Source organism: Enterobacter sp. E20, assembly GCF_000801755.2.
GTDB lineage: Bacteria > Pseudomonadota > Gammaproteobacteria > Enterobacterales > Enterobacteriaceae > Enterobacter > Enterobacter asburiae_B.
The window spans coordinates 2417924-2437650 of the sequence record NZ_CP012999.1; the positions used below are offsets into that span (position 1 = coordinate 2417924).

Consider the following 19727-nt stretch of genomic DNA (forward strand, 5'->3'; position numbering starts at 1 on the left):
TTAGAGCGCCATATTTAATTCATCTCTCACTAAACTGATTAATCAGCGCCGCCATAACCGCAGCACAAATAAAGTAATGAATGAAAAGCCAGATAAAGCTATACCAGGCGAAATTCATCACCTCAAGGATCCGCCATGGACTGGAAAAGAGCCTGCTCATGATAATTCCGGGCAAGCGGATCGCCGGTACTTTTCGATTCGGCCACACTGCCCATACGGCTATCGCCGACAGCAGCAAAAAGATCGCCGTCATCAGGAGTGGTGGCCCCAGACCGGGTGTAGTAATGGCCGAAAGAGCAGCAAAATAGAGTCCGCCAAAGAACCACTGAATAATAATGAGTGAAAGCAGGAACTCAATGCCTAAAAAAGCGCTGAGCAATCTGGGTCTGGAATGGGCGCTTATCAACACCATATCGCTGACGTAAAGGTAGAAAATAAGCGTTGCAATTGTAATGGTACTGACGAGGGTAATACCCCCAATGGAGGGTAAAATAGCGCTGAAAAGAAAACCCCAGAATGCCAATAAGAAAAGACCCGCCGATGTGAGGCCTAATCGTGCTCTCTGCAGGAACTGCAGAATAAAAGGATTGAGCCGGGGGAGGATTTCCGGAAAAGATTGCAGTACGTATTGATATCGTGTTGCCATAGTTTCAATCAAACCCGGCAATAATCGTATCCAAAAAGGTACGTTCGGTCGTTCACTTCTGAGCAGCTTAATAGCCAGCCTCTCCCGCCATGATCCCTGCTTCCCTTCCGCCTCCATTTTCTGCCAGGCTCGGAGGATTTCAGTTTGGCGGATCTGATGATTAATGGCGTGTTGAAGGTAAAGCGGGATGATATGGCTAAAGTCGTAATCATGTATCCGCCAGTTCAGCATTTCCGCCACGATATCAAGTTGCGCTTCAGTTAATCCAGGCTGTTCAGCCAGTGCAGCGGCAAGACGTTGACTGAAAAGCCGTTGTTGTTCAAGACTTCCTCGCCCGTTAATGCGGGCGGAGAGATGCTTGAGAGAAGCAATGCCGGATATTTCTTCGTTGACGAGCTTATAAGCCAGAGCAGATATTTCCTGTTCCGTATATAACGCTTCGCGCTCTGGTAAGAAAACGGTCACGCGTTCATCAGTTTCTTCCTGACGATCAACCATTGCCGCTGGTTCATCGACTAAAACACGTTGTGGATCCTTCTCTTTGCCTTCCTTTGCTAAGCGTTTTGCATCGTCAAAGGCTTCCCGTAGGCGTTGGTAACCAGTGGGGTCGGTATCAGGACGATTCTTTTTTAACTGGCGTGCGTAGGCTCGCCGAATTTCCGATTCATCCTCTGTAGGAGCAATATCAAGAGTTTGCCAGATGCTCATCTACCTGACCCCTTCGTAGCTATTGAGAAAAAGTTCAACCTCTCGTGCAGAACGTTCAATCCGCTGCGGCTCCTGACTCTCAAGAGCCCACTCAAATTCTGTTGTAAGCCGGTCAATGCAGGCTCGCTCGTCCCCCAGCAGCCGTTCATAGAGTCGCGAACAGCGAGCCAACAGCGCGACGTTTTCCTTACGATCGCGAGGGTGGATTTTGAGTGCGGCGAGCTTTTGCAGACTCTCGGCAATTTGTTCATCGCTCATCTGCCCCGGCACTTTTTCAATAATCCGTCTTGAGATGGCGGGGTTTCCCTGACACTGACATTCGACTTCCAGCAAACCATCGAGGGTATAGGTAAAGCGAACATCCAGAGAGACCTCTCCCGCCGGTGCAGGTGGGACATCAATACTCATTTCACCCAGAAAAATATTATCGCGAACTTTGCGCGCCTCCCCCTGGTAGATCTTCAGCAATACAGTGCGTTGATTATCTTCAACGGTATTGACTGTCTCCATCTTACTCACGGGTAGAAAGGTATTTCGTTCGATGAGTGGCAGGAAAAATCCCGTCTCAAGACGCTCCGAACTCCGCCTGGCAACTTCAACACCCAGAGAAAAAGGCATCACGTCCGTGAGAATGATATCCTCCACGGCGACATCAGACATGACCATACCGGCCTGAACGCCAGCACCAAGGGCTACGGCTTCGTCGGGATGAAGATCGTGACGTGGGAAGCGACCAAAAAGTCGCGCGACAGTCTGGCGGACGAGTGGCATGCGCGTCGCCCCTCCCACCAGAAGGATATGGTCCAGATCGCGCACTGAGAAACGCGCATCATTGAGCGCCTGCTGAACAGGATGTTGAAGCCGATTTAAAAGCGGTTTGCAGCACTGGGCAAATTGCTCTTCATTCATTAACCATCGCCACTCCGTATCATTCCAGCATAGAGTGACCTCGGCCTGTGCATGCTGGCTAAGCGTCAGTTTCATGCTTTCGGCTTTCGCCAGCAGCTCGGCCCTCACCGTATCGGGGGCTGCTTTTAGAGCCGGGTGTTGTTGCAACATCCATTGCAGAATGGCATCCGAAAAATCATCTCCACCTAAGCGTACGTCTCCGCTGCTGGCACGGACTTCCACCACGCCCTCAAACATATCAATAATGGATACATCGAATGTCCCACCGCCAAGATCGAAAGTGAGATATTTTTGTTCTCTGTTTTCCAGTAACCCAAAAGCAAGAGAAGCTGCGGTAGGTTCGTTTAAAAGGCGGATGGCATTCAGGCCGGCCAGGCTGGCAGCATTTTTTACCGCCCGTCGTTGTACATCATTAAAATAAGCCGGAACGGTGATGATCGCATCGGATATAGCCTGGCCAAGCCAGGCTTCAGCATCCTCTTTCAACTGGCGAAGCAGCAGAGCAGATAACTCCTCCGCACGAAATTGCCTTAGCCCAAGCGGAAGCTGGATGTCTGTCCCCATGAAACGCTTAAAGCTCGCCTGCGTGAGATGCGGGTGAGTTTGTAAACGATCCCGGGCAGGATGGCCTGTCAGGATATTGCCGTCATCATCAAGACCCACGACTGAAGGGGTCAGAACCTCACCAAATTTATTCGTAACCAGCACTGGCCGCCCCTCAAGCCAAACGCTGACCGCGCTGTTCGTTGTCCCGAGATCGATTCCCAGCACCTGATTATGCGTCATCGGTATACCTGTTTTTCATTGTTACTCTATTGATTATACAAATAGTTAGAAGAGAACTAATGCCCAAAAAAAGGGGGATCTTGATATTATTGCCGCTTCCCCTGCTTTCTTGTACCCTTTCACCGGAAACCCTGCCCCCACAAACATTGAGACATCCGGACACCTATGACTGCACATATTTCCAAAGATCCTTTGCATGGCGTAACGCTGGAGATGATGGTCAATGCCCTGGTGGCAAAATACGGCTGGAGCGAACTGGGCGACCGAATCAAAATTAACTGTTTCAGAAAAGATCCCAGCGTTAAATCGAGCCTGAAATTTCTGCGCCGTACCCCGTGGGCGCGCGCGGAAGTGGAAGCCCTGTATCTGGACTCCCTCAACGATGAGGTAAGCACAGAACAGGCGGCGCCCGCCTTTAATCCCTGGGCCAACAGTCGGATTATCAAGAGCTAATATGCAAATGACGCGACACGTAAAACGGATTGGTGCGCTGGCTGCCTGCGCGCTTTTACTTGTGAGCTGCTCCTCCAAACCGCCGAAATCACTGGTTACCCCTCTTCCCACCGCGAGCAAACCGACGCCGCAGGCAAACGAGCCGATGCGCGGGATCTGGCTGGCGACCGTCTCGCGTCTCGACTGGCCGCCGGTGGCCTCGGTGAACGGCCGCAGCGCGGACCAGCGCATCGCGATGCAGAAGCAGGCGCTGACAAGCAAGCTCGACAACCTTAAGCGCCTCGGCATTAACACGGTGTTTTTCCAGGTGAAACCGGACAGCACGGCCCTCTGGTCATCCAAAATTTTGCCGTGGTCGGATATGCTGACGGGCAACATCGGCGAGTATCCGGGATACGATCCGCTGCAGTTTATGCTGGATGAAGCGCACAAGCGCGGCATGAAGGTGCATGCCTGGTTCAACCCGTACCGCGTGTCGACCAACACCAAACCGTCCACCATCGCCGCCCTGAACCGGACCGCCTATCAGACCCCGTCCAGCGTCTATGTCCAGCATCCGGAGTGGGTGCGCATCTCGGGCGACCGTTTTGTGCTCGACCCCGGCATTCCGGAAGTGCGCGACTGGATAACCAAAGTGGTGACCGAAGTGGTGGCGAACTACGCGGTAGACGGCGTGCAGTTCGATGATTATTTTTACGCCGAATCGCCGGGGTCCGCGCTCAATGATTCGCAGACCTGGCGGCAGTACGGCCAGGGATTTGCCTCAAAGGCCGACTGGCGTAGACACAACACGCAGCAGCTGATCGTCCAGGTTTCCCGCGCGATTAAACAGACCAGGCCCGACGTTGAGTTTGGCGTCAGCCCGGCGGGCGTGTGGCGTAACCGTTCGTTTGACCCGGCAGGCTCGGACACCCGCGGCGCCGCGGCCTACGATGAATCCTACGCCGATACGCGTCAGTGGGTGCAGCAGGGCCTGCTCGACTACATCGCTCCGCAAATTTACTGGCCCTTCTCCCGGGACGCCGCACGCTACGACGTGCTGACCAAATGGTGGGCCGACGTCGTGAAGCCGACCCACACTCGCCTGTATATCGGCATTGCGTTCTACAAGGTGGGCGAGCCGTCGAGAAACGAGCCGGACTGGACGGTTCAGGGCGGCGTGCCGGAGCTGAAAAAGCAGCTCGATCTCAACGATTCGCTGCCCAACGTGAACGGCACCATCCTGTTCCGGGAAGATTACCTGAACCAGCCGCAGACCCAGCAGGCGGTCAACTACCTGAAAGGACGCTGGGGAAGCTAAGTCACTATCAGGCAGAAACGCCCCGTTTCTGCCTGTTTTTTTTACGGCTTCGGCCCGAACATCGCCTCAAGCTGCTGCGCATCCGGCATACCGACCACCTGCTGCAGCTCATTTTCCGCATTCAGATAGTAAATGGCCGGCGTGGCGTTAGCGCCCAGGCTGTCCATCAGCGTCTGGTGCTTCTGCAGGATCGCTACCGTTTCGCGGGAAGCCTCGCCCTCTGGCTTCGGTAATTTTTTGCCACCTGAAAGCTCGTATTCGCGCCAGGCCGAAACCGGATCTTTCGCATTCAGAATCGCCGAGGCGTTACGTCCGCTTTTGGGGTTGAGAAACGCCACCAGCAGCGTGTTGAGCTGCACCTTGCCCGCCTTCACCCACGGCTGCGCCTCGGCCCAGAACTGCTTGCAGTACGGACAGAACGGATCGGCGAAAACAAAGACTTTACGCGGGGCGTTATCCGCCCCTTCCTTCAGGGGATGCGCCGCGTTGAGGTTCTTCCACATCTCGCGGCCCATCGGGGCGTAGATCTCTTTCTGGAAATAGCCTTCGCTGATGTTTTTACCTTTGTCATCGTACAGATAGCCTGAAATGACGTGCTTGCCGTCCGGCGTTAAAAATAGCGTCACGCCCATATCCTGATACTGCCCAAGCCAGGCGGGCGCGCCGCCGGGCGCATCCAGCTTCTTGATGATTTTAATGTTCTGCTGCTCGCTGAAGTGCTTCACCACGTCCGGTATGGCTTCAGCCGCCTGCGCCAGCCCTGAGGTCGCCAGCGCTGAAAGTAACAGTATTTTTTTCATTTCCCTCTCCGGTTTGTCGGGGGCATTCCGCCCCCTTCAGGTTAGCGGTTTTTCAGTGCGTCACTGACCATTTCGTCAAACTGTTCAAACGGCACCCAGCCGGGCAACAGTCCCTCGCCGATGAGCGTGGCGGGCGTGCCCTGGATCCCCATTTTTTCCGCGACGATCAGGCTACGCTTGATCGTCATCAGGCTCTCCTCATCCGGCGTCGTGACGCTCACGCCCGCCCGCTTCTGCGCCTCCTGAATGCTGGCGTCATCGTGGTAGCCCTTCTTCGCCATCAGGGTGTGGTTCAGCTTCATAAACTGCCCGGGCTCCTGACGCCAGAGCGTTAACGCATCGCGCGCGGCGGTTAGCGAACTTTCCGAGCGGAAAGGTAAAAACTTAAAGACCACCGCCACGTCCGGGTGTTTTTCGACGATCTTCTCCAGGTACGGATCGAATTTTTTACAGTACGGACAGTTGTAGTCGGTAAACACCACCAGGGTGAGCTTTGGGTTTTTCGCGCCGATGCGCGGGGAGTTTGGATCGTTAAACAGAAAATCATACACCATCTTCTGCGCACGCTGCTCCTGGTCCGGCGTTAGCGGCTGGGCAGCGAACACCTGAACCGGCGCCAGCAGGAACAGAAGCGTAATAAGGAATTTTTTCATAACACAGTTAGCCTTTTGCGTTGTTCAGGGTGGCGATCAGAGTGCGCTTGTCCAGCAGCGGCGAGAGGATTTCCCCCTCAGGCAGACCGGGGCCATACGCTGCGTTAAACGGAATGGCGTAACGGTTTCGCTTCGCCAGAAAATCGGCGATAAACGCGGACGGCTGGCTCCAGTCTCCGCGCAGGGCCACCACGTCCGGCTGGCGCAGCGCGGCAATAACGTCCGGCTGATTCAGTACCCGATGCTCGTTAACTTTGCAGGTCACGCACCAGTCCGCCGAGATATCCACAAACACCCGCTTCCCCTGAGCCAGCGCCTGCTGGATAGCCTCCTCGCTGAGCGGCTGCCACGGGATGGTCTGCGCAGCATTTTGTGCCGGAGCGGCAGGCGGCGCGTTAAGCAGCCCGCGCGCCTGATACCCACCAAACGCCGACAGCGCGATAACCACGAGCCAGAACAGCGGTGAGGATTTTTGCCCCTTCAGCGCGAACAGCGCCAGCGCGACGGCGATGAGCACCAGCATCACAATCTGGCTGACCGCCTCGCCCAGATGCACGCTCAGTAATGTTGCCAGCCAGAGGCTGGAGGCGAGCATCATCAGGCCCAGAACGACTTTTAGCGTGTTCATCCAGCGGCCGGGTTTCGGCAGCAGCATGGCCGTTTTCGGCACCAGGGCGACAAACAGCCACGGCAGGCTCATGCCCACGCCGAGCATCAGGAAGATCAGCCACAGGGAGTGTAGCGGCGCGCCAAGGGCAAAGGCGACCGCCGTACCGAGGAACGGCGCGGAGCACGGCGTGGCAAGCAGCGTGGCGAACATCCCTTCGCAAAAGCTGCCGCCAATCCCGGATCCTCCTGCCGTAGCCAGCCGTCCCGTGGCGGCTGAAGGTAGCAGCATCTCAAACGCGCCAAACAGGTTCAGCGCAAACAGGAAGGTGACGGCGACCATCAGGCCGATAAACCACGGGTTCTGGAACTGAATGCCCCACCCCAGCGACGCCCCGGCCAGCTTCAGTGCGGTCACCATCCCCGCCAGCAGCATAAAGGAGGTGAGGATCCCGGCGCTGGTGGCCAGAAAGCGCAGCCTGATGGCGCGCCTGTCCGAACCCGCCTGCAGGATGCTGTTAAGCTTCATGCCCATGACCGGCAGCACGCAGGGCATCAGGTTGAGGATAAGCCCGCCCAGCAGCGCAAAAAGCACCATTTTTCCCGTCCCTTCAGGCGCGGAGGACGCTGCGGGCGTCGCGCCAACGGTCATGGTGGTTTGCTGCGCATTGCCGCCGCTGGTCAGCACAAACGACAGCCTCTTGCCCTCCAGCGAGGCGGGCTTGTCTCCCCATTCGTCGGTCACGGGTACCGTCACCCGAAGGGTATTGCCGTCGTGTTTGATGACCGGCTCGCCGGGAAGAATGTCACCTTCCAGCGGGTCAAAGTAGATCCCCGGATTATCCCACTTCCCGTCCGTCGTGCCGGTAATCACCAGCTTGTCGCCAGCGAGCCATGCGGAGAGATCCCTGGATACGCCTGACGTACCGGGCACGGCGCGCATCGCCTGCTCGAACTCGCTGCTGAAGCCCTCATCTACCGGCTGGGTAAAATCGAGGTGCAAAGGGTAGTCCGTCAGCAGACAGACGTTACTGCACGTGGAAAGCGTGAGCGTCCCGTCGAGCGTGTCGCCCTTCACTCCGTCGAGCGTAATCGGGATAGTGACCTTGTCGTGATAGCCCTGCGTGGTCATGCCGGAGATATCGAAGCGCGACGGGACCGGCCAGGACCAGCTATCCGTTACGCCCTCCGGCCAGCTGATTTTTGGCGCGACGCCGCCCTCGCCCGGCGATCGCCAGTAGGTTTTCCAGCCGGGCTTCAGCTCAACGGTGAGCAGGCCTTTAACGTGCGTTTGCTCCCTCTCCGCCTGAAAGCGGATGCGGGCGTGATCGTTTTGGGGGGAAACCAGCCAGCCGGTGTCCGCCGCATGGACAATGCCGATGCAGGACAGCCACAGGAAGACGAATCCCCTGAAGAGGTTAACCATGTTTTACTCCGTGAACAGTGAAAATTATCGTGTGAGGACGATGATTTTCATTCACGGAAAACGCAGTTTTTAAGGTGTATTCGGGGAGGCGGTGCCTGAACGGGCTGCTCTGCGGGAGCCAATGCCCGCCCTTGCGTAAACAGCTGCAGCAGCGCGAAGAAGATAATAATGGCCGGTAGCGCGCCGTCGAAGAACAGCGGCTGGGCGCAAAGCAGCGAGTGTGCGCCCAGCTGGCAGGGCGACGGGCCGGGCTGTTCGGTATTGCTGCTTTGAGCCGGGGCATCTGCACTCAGTGAAATTTGCGGATCCAGTCCCTGTAAAAAATGGTTGAGCATCACCGCACGCTGCACGAGGCAAAGCGCCATCGCGAGACAGGTGACGATCAAAAGCCATTTTCCGAGGAGCTGACGGTTGCGCATAACGTTCCAGAGTAACAAGACGCCCCGATCATAAACGATAGTGATGAATCTACAAGTGCCGGAAGTGTAAGGTTTTGTCTGTCGCCGCTATTCGCCTGTCAGCGCGTCGTAGACGTCCCGCAGCCGCGTGCGCAGAAACAGCACCGCCTTGTGCTTGCGGGATAACAAAGCCTGTTCGCTGGCGCCGGTCTCCTCTGCCAGCATTTTAATGCTGTAGCCGTGGAGTTCGGTCTTTTCAAACACCTCGCGCTGCGGCGGTGGCAGTTCAGACAGCGCCTGCCCCAGCTCTTCCCACAGCAGCGTTTTGAGGTACTCCTCTTCCGGCGTGTGCGGTACGCCGAACAGGGTTTCGGCCAGCTCGTCCTCGGGGAAACCCTCTTCGTCTTCGCCCGTAAAATAGCCGGAGAGCGACACCTCGCGCTTTTTACGCGCCCGGTCGGTCATCTCGTTACGCGCCGCGCGGAACAGCCAGGCGGCGACGTTTTCGACCGGCTGCTCCACTTTCATCAGCTGATACGTCACTTCCTGCAAAATATCGTCGGCATCATCGCGGACGGACGTCCGTCCGCGAATGAAGGCTGTCAGCCGGGCGCGGCAGGCATTGAGCGCCGACATTAGCATGGATCCGCCCGCCTCCCCGGCTTTCATTTCGCTCACTCTGCTTCCGGCGCTTTTGGCGTGGCGTCGTCGCGCTTATCGTCACGATGACCGTGCCAGCCGCAGTGGCCGCGTCCGTGGCGACCAAAACCTTCGCGGCGCTGCTGAATAAACGCTTCGCGCTGTTCGGGCGTCATGTTCATCCAGCGCTCGTGCATCCGGCGGTGCGCACCAAACATCCCCGGACGGAAACCTAATCCGCCAAACAGAATGCGGCTCAGCACCAGAATGCCCAGCGCCTGCCAGAAGCCAATGGCCTTCACGCCGAGAATCGCCGGGAGCAAGGCATTCCACAGGGTCATCACCACCAGGCCGAGCACGATGAAAATCACCGCGCCGATGACTAAGCCCTTGCCCATACGGTGGCGACCGAATCCGCGCCCGTGACCTCTGTCGTGCAGTTCAAAATCTCTCATGGTGTTTACCCCGTTTACAGTAACTGATTATGGCTTGTGATGAGGTAGACGGATGAGGGATGGAAATATTGCTAAAAATTTTTCGGAAATATTTTTTAAATGTAGTTTGGACGTTTCAGAAGAATACACTCATTCCTACACTGGCCGACGAAACAGCAACCGAGACTCAATGTAAACCATTTGTGAAAGTACTGACGATAAAAAAAGCGAAGCAGATCTGCTGGAAAGACTCGTGCCATCAGATGCATGCAGCTATATCTGTGAACGCACAAATTCCCAAGGCAATTAGCATCCATGGTGGTTGGACCAGCTGGTAGATGCCTGAAGAAAAGAGGATGTTATATAGAGAGAGCGGTTGTGTTTCCGATCATCACCAGAAAACCGTTTCTGATAATACTCTCCGTAGAAATGGCTATTGGTTCCACCGTTTTTATAGCTGAAGAGGATTACTCTAGGGCATTTTAGATTACTACAATGTATTGACTCCACTGATACAAAAAACTTCGCCTTGGCGAAGCTTTTTTGAATTACCCTAAGCGAAAGTATTTCAGTTCATAAGCAATCTATAATATTTATAATTATTAAATTAAAGTGGCAATCTAACGTACTAATATTTAGTACTGCATTGCCTTTTTTGGGGTTTTTAACACTAGGTTATCTGTTCCTGGAATGATTTTTCCGGGAATAATTCCCATCAATTAATTTTTGTATTTTTTTTATTCTTTTCCCGGAACCAAAAATGATTACAAATTGCCAAGAAAACCCAAATGTCATCAACATGAAAAAGATCAGCCCGATTGATTTAAAAATCACATCGCCAGCCTCAACACCAACACTCCCCATAGAATTCATCTGATTAAGCGAGAACATTATTTCAATCATGAAATAAACAGATGCCGAGTAACACACCAATAAAGATAGAAGACAAACAAGCATGCTCATCAATCTACTGGTGAATGTATTGTATGCCTGTGAATATCCAACCAAAATACGATTACCATCCTCTGAAAACTTAAAAATATCCAGAACCTTCCTTCCATATGAAAAAAGCTGAATGATTTCCAACGCGTCATTATAATTAAGAAGTTTCTTCAAAATACTAAACTGTATAGGCCTACTATTATGTATTCTTGACACACACACCTGAACTACATAAGGCGTAACTCTCTTACTGCTTAATTCTTTAGAGAGATTATCAATAATACCTGTTTTATTCTTGTTACTACCATGAATAAAACTAACCAACAACGAAGCGAACGAGATTAGTATAGGTAGAAAAGCAAAAAAATATGGCATATTCATCAGAATCCTTGAATCTCATAAAATTTGATAAGATAGAATCAATAAGATAACTCCTAACCACCAGAGAAAACCATGATAATTTGTTTATCCCACCAATATTAGGTAGGTTGACGGTCATAATTTTGAAAAGAATGATCTGGTATTTTGTTGAGCGCGTGTCGCTCATATCAACATACAACCAGCCATTAGTTCCCGATCATTCATTGTCTATCGTCACCAGACTGGCGCAGGACTCTTCCTTGTGATTCGATGGATGGTCGATGCTTTGGCTAGAGGATCAATGTCATAGCGGTACTAATGGAATCTGATACAGCGCTGCTTGCAGTATTGATAACATGTACTATAAGCATCCATTTTCGAGTTCGTACTTAATAACCACCTACAGAAAAATTGACGTTAAACGTATCTGAAGAGGCAGATGAATCGGAACGATCGCCAAAATAAATGCAAGGTTGTGCAAAGACCGTGTCGAGTTCGACACAATTACCAGCAAAACACCTCACTTGCAGACGGAGCTCAACATTTAAAATGCGCTCGGCATGAAAATTGAGTCAGTTAAAATAAATAGCTCGCATGCTTACTTGGGTCGAAAATCATACGGACGTATTGAAGTAATTTTATACTCATGTAGTATAGGCCTATAACAATTGAAGCTATATGAGGATTTATGAAAATCAACCTTAGCGAAGAAGATTTTAGGCCTTTAGACATTTATGAGCAGTGGGCTGAGTTACGTCGTTCCGAAGCTAATTCCTTATATGAGGATCTTTACTCTTCAATTTTCATGAGTCATGTAAATGAAATAAACTACCAAAAGCTAACAACTACACTTCATAAATATGAATCTTTTGACATAGTTTACAGGCATTTAATCGGCGAAAAAGTCCCAAAAGATCAGTTTATAATGATTACAGGATTGTTTATAAACTACATTGCCTCTGCAATATCGTTACGTGATAGCACACGAAATATATATAATAACAAAAAATTATTCCCCGATAAACTAAAACAGCTAGCCGAGTCAAAATTACACAAAGAAATAATTGCAAACACCAATATAAAGCTTGTGGAGGACATAAGGAACATCATCACACATCAATCATTAATTGTCCCTGTATTATCCTTCGCAGTTACGGAGGGGAGAACTGAATCAGGTTATTCATATATGACAAAACAGTTACTTAATTATAAAAGATTAACAGCAACCTCAAGAGAACACTTGTTGCAAATCAAGCACGGGAATTTATACTTAAAACCACTTATTGATGATTACCATCAAGCAACAGCAAGTTATCAAAACTGGCTCATATGTGAGTCTTTAGAGAAACATAAATGTGAATATCCCATTTACTGGACCGTCCGTAACCAAATATCATCTGAGTGGGATGGTGATTTAGAACCTTCATTTATCTCACTACTATCGAATTGAAAAAAATGAATTTATCTGTATATTTATGAGTCACTGATCCGCTTGCTTTTATTAAGTGAATCATTAAAAAAGGCTCCCTCAGGAGCCTCCCACTATCAATCAGGCCTGCACCGGCAAACTAAAACTCGAAATACTCCGTGAAAGCTGCTGCGCCTGCTCTTCCAGCGATGCCGCTGCCGCAGCGGACTGCTGCACCAGCGCGGCGTTCTGCTGGGTCACGCCATCCATCTCGGTCACCGCCTGGCCGACCTGGCTGATCCCGCGGCTCTGCTCTTCGGAGGCGACGGAGATCTGCTCCATCAGCGTATTCACTTTATTCACCGACGAAATAATCGAGTCAATCACCTCGCCCGAGCGGCTGACCAGCTCCGCGCCGTTTTTCACGCTGGAGACCGACTGCGCAATCAGGCTCTCGATGTCCTTGGCCGCCACCGCGCTTTTCTGCGCCAGGGTGCGTACCTCGCTGGCCACGACCGCAAAGCCGCGACCTTGCGTACCGGCGCGCGCCGCTTCAACCGCCGCGTTCAGCGCCAGAATATTGGTCTGGAAGGCGATGCTGTTAATCACGCTAGTAATGTCTTCGATGCGCTTCGAGTTCGCCGCGATGGTGTTCATCGTGTCGATCACTTCGCGGGTTACCGCTTCACCTGTGTGGGCATTTTTCACCGCGTCCTGCACCAGTTTCCCGGCCTGATAAACGTTGTCGGTATTGTTCGCCACCGTCGCGCTCAGCTCTTCCATGCTCGCTGCCGTCTGGGTCAACGCGGAAGCCTGCTGCTCGGTACGTGACGCCAGGTCGATATTTCCGGAGGCAATCTCCTGCGCCGCGTGCGTTACGGTATGGCTCGCGTCGCGCACCTGGGCGATGGTCGCCAGCAGCGCCTGACGCATCTGCTCCATTGAGCTCATAAGATGATCGATTTCGTTATGTGCGCTCCCCTTGACCGGCACCGGTATGTCCAGCTTGCCCGCCGCAATCTGGCTGCAGTGCTCGCGCGCCAGGTTGACCGGCGCAAAGACAAAGCGCTTCATCAGCAGGCTGACGGCGACAATCACCACCACAAACAGGCTGGCGATAGCGGCAATGATCGCCAGGCCTGAGACGAAATTGCTGCTCGCATCTTCGTTCAGGCTTTTGGCGTATTTCTGGTGGACGGAAAGAACCTGGTCGAGAACGATCTCGTACTGGCGGTCGAGGCGGGAGACTTCCGGGATCAGCGCGTTAAATTTGGCCACATCGTGCACCTCGGCGGCATCGATCATCGGCGCCAGCCCCTGGTTGCGGTAGTTTTGCCAGGCGTCCTGATAGGCAGTCACCAGCGGCGCTTCATCCGTCAGACGCGGCGAAGCCATAAAGGCCGCAAAGGCGTGATCCGCTTTGGTCAGCGCCTCTTTCACGGCGGTTAGCTTTGCAGCCCCGTCCGCCGAGTTGCCCGCTTCCACCATCTTCACATACTCCATCACCCGCACGCGCAGCGTACGGCTGTGGTTGATGGGGTCAATAATGGACAGCACAACCTGGATCTCTTTGTTGACGTTATCCAGGGAATTATTACTTTTAATGATGAGGCCAACGCTGGTCACAGTGCTGACAACAAAGAAGAAAAGCAGCGAGAACAGGACGATCAGGGACGACTTTTTCAACGACATAAACCAATACCTCAAGGAGAATTATTCCTTATGGTTATCGGCCATTCCAAAACTTAAATTAATTAAAGTTATTGAAGTATCGAACCGGGCTATTTCGCTGGCTTATAGCGTCGCTGCAGGGTGGCATTGAGCTTGCGCTGCAACGGCTGCGGCGTCTCCCCTTCGATCAATTTGCTAATCAAATCAAAGCAATGCCACGCCAGCTGGCGGTTATCCTGACGAATGGTATCCACCGGGATCGTCAGCGAATCGTAGAGATAATGATCGTCAAAACTGGCTAACCTGATATCACTTTGCAACAGGTTGTGCTGGCCCATATAGCGCAGCACCCCTTCCAGCAGCCCGCAGGCGGCGGCGAACAGCGCTTTCGGCGGACGCCCCAGACGGGCGCAGAGTTCAGCAAACATCTCGTAACCGGAGCTCGGGTGATAGTTGCCGTGAATGATCCACTCGGGGCGCAGCTCCACGCCCGCCTCTCGCAGACCTTGCTTAAACCCTTCCAGGCGGTCGCGCGTCGGAGAAAGGCGCGGCTGGCCGCCGAGGAAGTAGAATTCATCAGGATGCTGGCGCGCAATGTCGGCCACCAGTTCCGCCGTCGGGGTAATGGAGTCGGTGATCACCAGCGGCAGCGCGCTGTCGTTGATGTGGCGGTCAAACAGGACAACGGGCAGCTGCTCGCTCAGCTTGTGGTAGTCCGCATCGTTAAGCATGCTGGAGGCCACAATCAGCCCGTCCACCTGACGCGCCACCATGTTGTTCACCACCACCGTCTCCTGGCCCGGGTTTTCATCGCTGCAGGAGATCAGCAGCTGAACGCCCGCCTCGCGGCACAGCGTCTCAAGCTCGTGAGAAAACACGGCAAAACCGTAGTTGGTGATCTCCGGAACCACCAGACCAATGGTGTGGCTGCGGTTATCGCGCAGCGACCGGGCGTGAATGCTGGGCTGATAGTGGTGCTCTTTTGCAATCGCCAGCACGCGCTCGCGCGTCTCTTCCGCCACGCGAAACTCTTTGCTGCGCCCGTTCAGGACCAGACTGGCGGTGGCTTTTGACACACCCGCCAGCTCCGCGATGTCTTTAATGGTGACGCGTTTTGTTTTTCTCACAACGACTTAGATCCGGCTGCCAAAACCCTCATTCTATCATGCAGGCGCGCAGCGACCAGTAGCGTAATGTGATATCGGACGCACCTTCGAATCGCACCCGGGCCGGATGGTCAGGAAAATAGCGGCTGCTCATCACCCCTTCACCGTGATTGATGAAAATTTCAACGCTGGAGCGGTCGCACAGAACGCGCAAATGAGTGACGTCGCCCCGCCAGTAGCGGGTCAGCGTTTCACCGGTTTTCAGGCTCGCGCGCTCAAGACGTATGCCCTGCTCATCAACCGTTAGACGCAGCGCGCCGCCAAAATCGACATTCACCTGCGATGCGCTCAGCTCAAACTCCAGGCGCGTCGCGTCCAGGTCCGGCGCCTCGCTGGCGCGCCCCTGCCAGCGCTGCTCATCTTCACGCAGCGCCGCCAGCTCGCGCGCCGGGGTCTGCCAGAGCCTGCCTTGGCGATAGCGTAATTCGCGCGGGCAGGTCATCTGGTGCATCCAGCCGTGCGCCCGGGTTGGCTGAAGCATCTCTTCCCCGTCCGGTACGCCCATCCAGCCGATCAGAATGCGTCGGCCGTCTTCCGCCAGCGTCGTTTGCGGAGCGTAAAACTCAAAGCCCGCGTCCAGCTCGTGCAGGTCGCCGTGATCGAACGCGGCATTCGAATAATCAAACGCCCCGCTCGTCCAGGTCGCCGGATAGGTGTTGAGATAGCGATGCGGCTCGCGCGCCAGCCCCTGCGGACAGCTAATCAGGATGTGCGTTCCGTCGAGCGCGAACAGGTCCGGACACTCCCACATATAACCCGCGTCCGTCAGGCCGTTAACCCCGTGACCGGCGATTTCCCCGCAGGACGCCCAGGCGTGCAAATCGGCTGATTTAAACAGCAGCACCTTGCCGCGCTTTTGCAGATCCTGCGCGCCGAGCACCATGTACCACATCCCGTCGTGCTGCCACACCTTCGGGTCGCGCACGTGTCCGGTGTAGCCTTCCGGCAGCGCCAGCACCGCCCCCAGCTTCGTAAAGGTCCCGTCCGGCTGTTCCACGGCGAGGCACTGCCAGGCCGTGCGGCTGCCGTCATCAAACTTAACGTTGCCGGTGTAGCACAAGGTCAGGACGCCCTGGTTATCCACGGCGCTACCGGAGTAGCAGCCGTTGCGGTCATACTCTTCATCCGGCATCAGCGCCAGCGGCTCATGCTGCCAGTGCACCAGGTCCGCAGAGCTCCAGTGCCCCCAGCATTTAAACCGATGCTCGCAGTCCAGCGGGTTCCACTGATAGAACAGGTGGTAGCGGCCGGCAAACCAGAGAAACCCGTTGGGATCGTTCATCAGCCCCGTCACCGGCGCGGGGTGCCACTGCGGATAGTGGCTATCCGCCAGCGCCCGCGGCTGACCTTTCATAACGGCCTGCAGGATCGCAGGCCAGCGGGAAGGTAACGTCATTATTCAGAGTCCGTTTTATACTTCAGCAGCAGTGAGACGGTAAACGCCACGCCGAAGGCAATCACCATACCGATAATATAGTTGAGCAGCGAGCTGGCCTGCACGATGGCCATGCCCGGAATAGCGGTCAACCCAACGGCGGTCATGTAAACATGGACTGAGACCACCCAGGCCCCGCCCACCGCGCCGCCGATCAGCGCGGCGATAAACGGCTTCACGAAGCGCAGGTTGATACCAAAAATGGCCGCTTCGGTGATGCCCAGCATCGCAGAGAACGCCGACGGTAAGGTAATGGCTTTGATTTTGGCATCTTTGGTTTTGAACCACACCGCCAGACAGGCGCCGCCCTGCGCCACGTTCGCCATGGCCCAAATCGGCAGCAGGAAGTTAACGCCAATCGACGGGTTGCCCAGCAGCCCGGCTTCGATCGCGTGGAAGCTGTGGTGAATACCGGTGATCACAATCACCGAGTAAAGCCCGCCGAACAGCAGCCCGGCCAGCCAGCCCGCGTGTTCAATTAACGTACTCAGGATAAAGGAGATGCCGTCGCCCAGCGCGCGCCCCGCCGGGCCGATAATCAGCAAGGCGATAAAGCCGGAGATAACGACGGTGAGGAACGGCGTCAGGATCAGGTCTAACGCGTCCGGGATCGCGCGGCGCAGGTTTTTCTCGACGATGCTCATAAACCAGACGGCCAGCAGCACCGGGAACACCGTGCCCTGATAGCCAATCATCGCAATCTCAAGGCCGAAGAAGTTCATGGTGTGGAAGCCGGAGGCCACGCCCCAGGCGTTGGTCAGCGCCGGGTGGGTCAGAATGCCGCCCAGCGTCGCACCGAGATACGGGTTACCGCCAAATTCCCGCGCGGCGGTAAAGCCGATCAGAATAGGCAGAATGATAAACGCCGCGGAGCTGCACATGTCCAGCATGATGTAGAGAGCGTTATCCGCATTGACCCAGCCGTAGGTTTTCACCATGCCGAGCAGGCCCATCAGCAGGCCGGATGCCACAATCGCGGGAATGATCGGGACAAAGATGTTGGAGAGCAGACGGGCAATGCGCTGGAACGGGTTCAGCTTGCGCGCCGCCAGATCCGCGGCCTCAGATTTACTGGATTCGCTAATCCCCGCCGCCTGAATAAACGCGGCGTAGACCTTGTTGACCACGCCCGTGCCAAAAATCACCTGCATCTGTCCGGCGTTACGAAAACAGCCTTTTACGCCGTCGACCTTGCCGATCGCCTGCTGATCGGCAAGCGCGTCATCGACCAGCACCAGACGAAGACGCGTTGCGCAGTGCGCCGCGCTGGCGATATTTTCCTTGCCACCGAGCAGCGGAATAAGCTCGCGGGCGATTTGATTAAAATCCATAGATACCTCTGCCTGACTTCTTTTTATGATGTGCGAAACGCTCCCGCCGGGCGGGAGCGTGATGGGTTAAAACCAGGTTTCCATCTGGACCCCAAAGTTCCATTCCCCGCCGGCGTTGAAGCCGCTGCTGCCAAAGGCATCATCGCTGGCGTAATGATCCAGTTTGCTGCTCCAGTCCATCCAGGTGGCAAACAGACGAAGCTCTGGACGGCTGAAGAAATCGCCGATTTTGCTCGCTTTTAACGTCGGCGCAAAGGTCAGCTTGTAGAAACTGCCGTTAACAGCGTTGCGGTCCTTATAGCCTTCCGGATTTAAATCCATGTACTGATAGCTTCCCTCAAACGCCAGGGCGAAGTTCTGCGTCACCTCTTTAATCAGGCGGGTGTTGAGCGTTACCCACTCATAGCTATCGCCCTTGACGTAGCGATCTTTACTGCTCTGCGCCAGCACGGCGGGCGCAACGCTCCAGCCACCGCCAATTGGCGTGACACCGTAACTTGCAAAACGCCAGGTATCCGCTTCAGGCAGCAGCGCGCCGTCGGAGCCGATGCTTTTCACTTCCGCACCCAGCCCGTGGCCGTACAACAGCGCCGTTTTGGCGGTCCCCTCCCGCAGGCCGTAGAAGCTCTCGTTATGCAACCCGACCAGGGCATGAACGCCGGTATTGGCGGCGTCAGTTTTGATGAGATCGCCGTTGGTGTCTTTACGGTCGTCGTTATCCTTCGCACGCAGGCCGCTCACCATCAGCTGGAACGGTCCGGCGAAGTGGTTCATGCTGAGGATATAGTTCTGAACGTTATTGTCGGTCTGCTCCACGCTGCCGAAGTTGCGGCCGTAGATCGAGAAGTTGCTGCGCAGCGAATCGTTCCATTTCACGTCGTAGACGCCGCCGCCGGTACCGGCCAGGAACACCACGTCGGAGTCCAGCCAGTGAATGTCAAAGTTGTCGCGGTCGAAGCGTTTACCCGCCCAGAAGGTGCTGCCCTTCAGCGCGCCGGTAAAATCAGGCAGGTTGCCCAGCTCCGCGAAGGCCTGCCGAATATTGAGATCGCTGGTATCGGCTGACCAGTCGTTATAGGTTCGCTGACCGTCGGCCAGCATCGCTTTAAAGCGCGTAGTCGCCCCGTTATCCAGAGTTTGCTTGTGCTCCAGGTTCAGCTCGACGTAGGTGTCGGCTTCGTTACCCAGACGCCCTACCGCGCCGCCGGTTTCACCGGCCGGGGTCAGATAAGGACCGCTTTTACTGCTGGAGGCCGCATCGTTCATCAGAAGGCCCGAACGGGCGTAGCCGTGGAACTCAAACCCGCTGCTTTGATCCGCCTTCTTCTCCAGCGCGGTGGTGCGCTGCGCCACCGCCTGGGCTGTCGTTTGCGTCTGCTGCTGCGCGGCAACCAGCTGCTGCGTTTTTTGTTCCGCATCTGTGGCGCGTTTCTCAGCCACCTGCGCACGCGTTTCCGCCGCCTGGAGGCGCTGCTCCATCGCGGCAAGACGCGCTTCGATACTTGTCATATCCGTCTGGGCAAAAACAGAGGTACTTCCGGCCAGCATGCCTATCATCACGGCAAGTCTGCGTTTTTTATACATTTTGTCGCATCCCTAAAAGAAGTCATTAAACGTGCTAAATTGCTAAACCGGTTTAGGTTGCTGATACTAAAC

17 protein-coding genes are annotated in these 19727 nt (G+C 54.7%); 3 read left to right on the forward strand and 14 right to left on the reverse strand.

The window, feature by feature from the left end:
* Positions 1-19 precede the first annotated feature (19 nt).
* Positions 20-1354, reverse strand: a complete 1335-nt coding sequence (locus NI40_RS11405) for a J domain-containing protein (protein ID WP_039262416.1) — start codon at positions 1352-1354, stop codon at positions 20-22.
* Complete coding sequence (locus tag NI40_RS11410) at positions 1355-3049, reverse strand: Hsp70 family protein (protein WP_039262413.1); 1695 nt, start codon at positions 3047-3049, stop codon at positions 1355-1357. It lies immediately after the preceding gene.
* A gap of 165 nt (positions 3050-3214) precedes the next feature.
* Here NI40_RS11410 and NI40_RS11415 point away from each other — a divergent pair, with 165 nt between their 5' ends.
* Together NI40_RS11415 and NI40_RS11420 are read left to right on the forward strand one after the other, a co-directional pair.
* On the forward strand, positions 3215-3502 hold the full coding sequence (locus tag NI40_RS11415; protein ID WP_033145603.1) for a VF530 family DNA-binding protein: 288 nt from the start codon (positions 3215-3217) through the stop codon (positions 3500-3502).
* Between the two features lie 7 nt (positions 3503-3509).
* Positions 3510-4802 (forward strand): glycoside hydrolase family 10 protein, encoded by a 1293-nt coding sequence (locus NI40_RS11420; RefSeq protein ID WP_039262622.1) that lies wholly within the window; start codon positions 3510-3512, stop codon positions 4800-4802.
* Between the two features lie 41 nt (positions 4803-4843).
* On the opposite strand, the gene dsbG is transcribed toward NI40_RS11420, so the two are convergent.
* From dsbG to NI40_RS11460, 7 genes are all read right to left on the reverse strand, one after another.
* A complete protein-coding gene (dsbG, locus tag NI40_RS11425; RefSeq protein WP_039262411.1) occupies positions 4844-5602 on the reverse strand; it encodes a thiol:disulfide interchange protein DsbG in 759 nt (252 codons plus the stop codon).
* Between the two features lie 41 nt (positions 5603-5643).
* Positions 5644-6255, reverse strand: coding sequence for a DsbA family protein (locus NI40_RS11430; RefSeq protein WP_039262410.1), 612 nt, complete (start codon positions 6253-6255; stop codon positions 5644-5646).
* A 7-nt stretch (positions 6256-6262) separates the two neighbouring features.
* Entirely contained in the window at positions 6263-8287 is a 2025-nt protein-coding gene (locus tag NI40_RS11435; RefSeq protein ID WP_039262409.1) for a protein-disulfide reductase DsbD family protein, read from the reverse strand.
* A gap of 47 nt (positions 8288-8334) precedes the next feature.
* On the reverse strand, positions 8335-8706 hold the full coding sequence (locus NI40_RS11440) for a hypothetical protein (RefSeq protein WP_033145608.1): 372 nt from the start codon (positions 8704-8706) through the stop codon (positions 8335-8337).
* Positions 8707-8793: 87 nt separating this feature from the next.
* On the reverse strand, positions 8794-9354 hold the full coding sequence (locus tag NI40_RS11445; protein ID WP_080277788.1) for an RNA polymerase sigma factor: 561 nt from the start codon (positions 9352-9354) through the stop codon (positions 8794-8796).
* 5 nt (positions 9355-9359) lie between these two features.
* Entirely contained in the window at positions 9360-9779 is a 420-nt protein-coding gene (locus NI40_RS11450) for a hypothetical protein (protein WP_039262408.1), read from the reverse strand.
* A gap of 654 nt (positions 9780-10433) precedes the next feature.
* Positions 10434-11081, reverse strand: a complete 648-nt coding sequence (locus NI40_RS11460; protein WP_039262792.1) for a hypothetical protein — start codon at positions 11079-11081, stop codon at positions 10434-10436.
* Positions 11082-11748: 667 nt separating this feature from the next.
* Between NI40_RS11460 and NI40_RS11465 the strand changes: the two genes are divergently transcribed.
* Positions 11749-12510, forward strand: a complete 762-nt coding sequence (locus tag NI40_RS11465) for a hypothetical protein (RefSeq protein ID WP_039262794.1) — start codon at positions 11749-11751, stop codon at positions 12508-12510.
* A gap of 99 nt (positions 12511-12609) precedes the next feature.
* Here NI40_RS11465 and NI40_RS11470 read toward each other — a convergent pair whose 3' ends face one another.
* The 5 genes from NI40_RS11470 to NI40_RS11490 all read right to left on the reverse strand — a co-directional run bounded on the left by NI40_RS11470 (position 12610) and on the right by NI40_RS11490 (position 19655).
* Positions 12610-14160, reverse strand: coding sequence for a methyl-accepting chemotaxis protein (locus NI40_RS11470; RefSeq protein ID WP_039262795.1), 1551 nt, complete (start codon positions 14158-14160; stop codon positions 12610-12612).
* 89 nt (positions 14161-14249) lie between these two features.
* A complete protein-coding gene (locus NI40_RS11475; RefSeq protein WP_039262797.1) occupies positions 14250-15266 on the reverse strand; it encodes a LacI family DNA-binding transcriptional regulator in 1017 nt (338 codons plus the stop codon).
* Between the two features lie 28 nt (positions 15267-15294).
* Positions 15295-16701 (reverse strand): sucrose-6-phosphate hydrolase, encoded by a 1407-nt coding sequence (locus NI40_RS11480; protein ID WP_039262799.1) that lies wholly within the window; start codon positions 16699-16701, stop codon positions 15295-15297.
* Positions 16701-18071 carry a sucrose-specific PTS transporter subunit IIBC gene (locus tag NI40_RS11485; RefSeq protein ID WP_032656958.1) on the reverse strand — a complete coding sequence of 457 codons (1371 nt, stop codon included), beginning with the start codon at positions 18069-18071 and terminating at the stop codon, positions 16701-16703. Before NI40_RS11485 ends, NI40_RS11480 begins: the two co-directional genes overlap by 1 nt.
* A 66-nt stretch (positions 18072-18137) precedes the next feature.
* Positions 18138-19655 (reverse strand): carbohydrate porin, encoded by a 1518-nt coding sequence (locus tag NI40_RS11490; protein WP_039262800.1) that lies wholly within the window; start codon positions 19653-19655, stop codon positions 18138-18140.
* Positions 19656-19727: the final 72 nt, after the last annotated feature.

Coding starts and splice junctions, on each gene's coding strand:
- NI40_RS11485 (WP_032656958.1), bottom strand. CDS start 18,071: ATGGATTTTAATCAAATCGCCCGCGAGCTTATTCCGCTGCTCGGTGGC.
- NI40_RS11440 (WP_033145608.1), bottom strand. CDS start 8,706: ATGCGCAACCGTCAGCTCCTCGGAAAATGGCTTTTGATCGTCACCTGT.
- NI40_RS11445 (WP_080277788.1), bottom strand. CDS start 9,354: ATGAAAGCCGGGGAGGCGGGCGGATCCATGCTAATGTCGGCGCTCAAT.
- NI40_RS11410 (WP_039262413.1), bottom strand. CDS start 3,049: ATGACGCATAATCAGGTGCTGGGAATCGATCTCGGGACAACGAACAGC.
- NI40_RS11450 (WP_039262408.1), bottom strand. CDS start 9,779: ATGAGAGATTTTGAACTGCACGACAGAGGTCACGGGCGCGGATTCGGT.
- NI40_RS11465 (WP_039262794.1), top strand. CDS start 11,749: ATGAAAATCAACCTTAGCGAAGAAGATTTTAGGCCTTTAGACATTTAT.
- NI40_RS11430 (WP_039262410.1), bottom strand. CDS start 6,255: ATGAAAAAATTCCTTATTACGCTTCTGTTCCTGCTGGCGCCGGTTCAG.
- NI40_RS11480 (WP_039262799.1), bottom strand. CDS start 16,701: ATGACGTTACCTTCCCGCTGGCCTGCGATCCTGCAGGCCGTTATGAAA.
- NI40_RS11460 (WP_039262792.1), bottom strand. CDS start 11,081: ATGAATATGCCATATTTTTTTGCTTTTCTACCTATACTAATCTCGTTC.
- NI40_RS11415 (WP_033145603.1), top strand. CDS start 3,215: ATGACTGCACATATTTCCAAAGATCCTTTGCATGGCGTAACGCTGGAG.
- NI40_RS11405 (WP_039262416.1), bottom strand. CDS start 1,354: ATGAGCATCTGGCAAACTCTTGATATTGCTCCTACAGAGGATGAATCG.
- NI40_RS11435 (WP_039262409.1), bottom strand. CDS start 8,287: ATGGTTAACCTCTTCAGGGGATTCGTCTTCCTGTGGCTGTCCTGCATC.
- dsbG (WP_039262411.1), bottom strand. CDS start 5,602: ATGAAAAAAATACTGTTACTTTCAGCGCTGGCGACCTCAGGGCTGGCG.
- NI40_RS11490 (WP_039262800.1), bottom strand. CDS start 19,655: ATGTATAAAAAACGCAGACTTGCCGTGATGATAGGCATGCTGGCCGGA.
- NI40_RS11470 (WP_039262795.1), bottom strand. CDS start 14,160: ATGTCGTTGAAAAAGTCGTCCCTGATCGTCCTGTTCTCGCTGCTTTTC.
- NI40_RS11420 (WP_039262622.1), top strand. CDS start 3,510: ATGACGCGACACGTAAAACGGATTGGTGCGCTGGCTGCCTGCGCGCTT.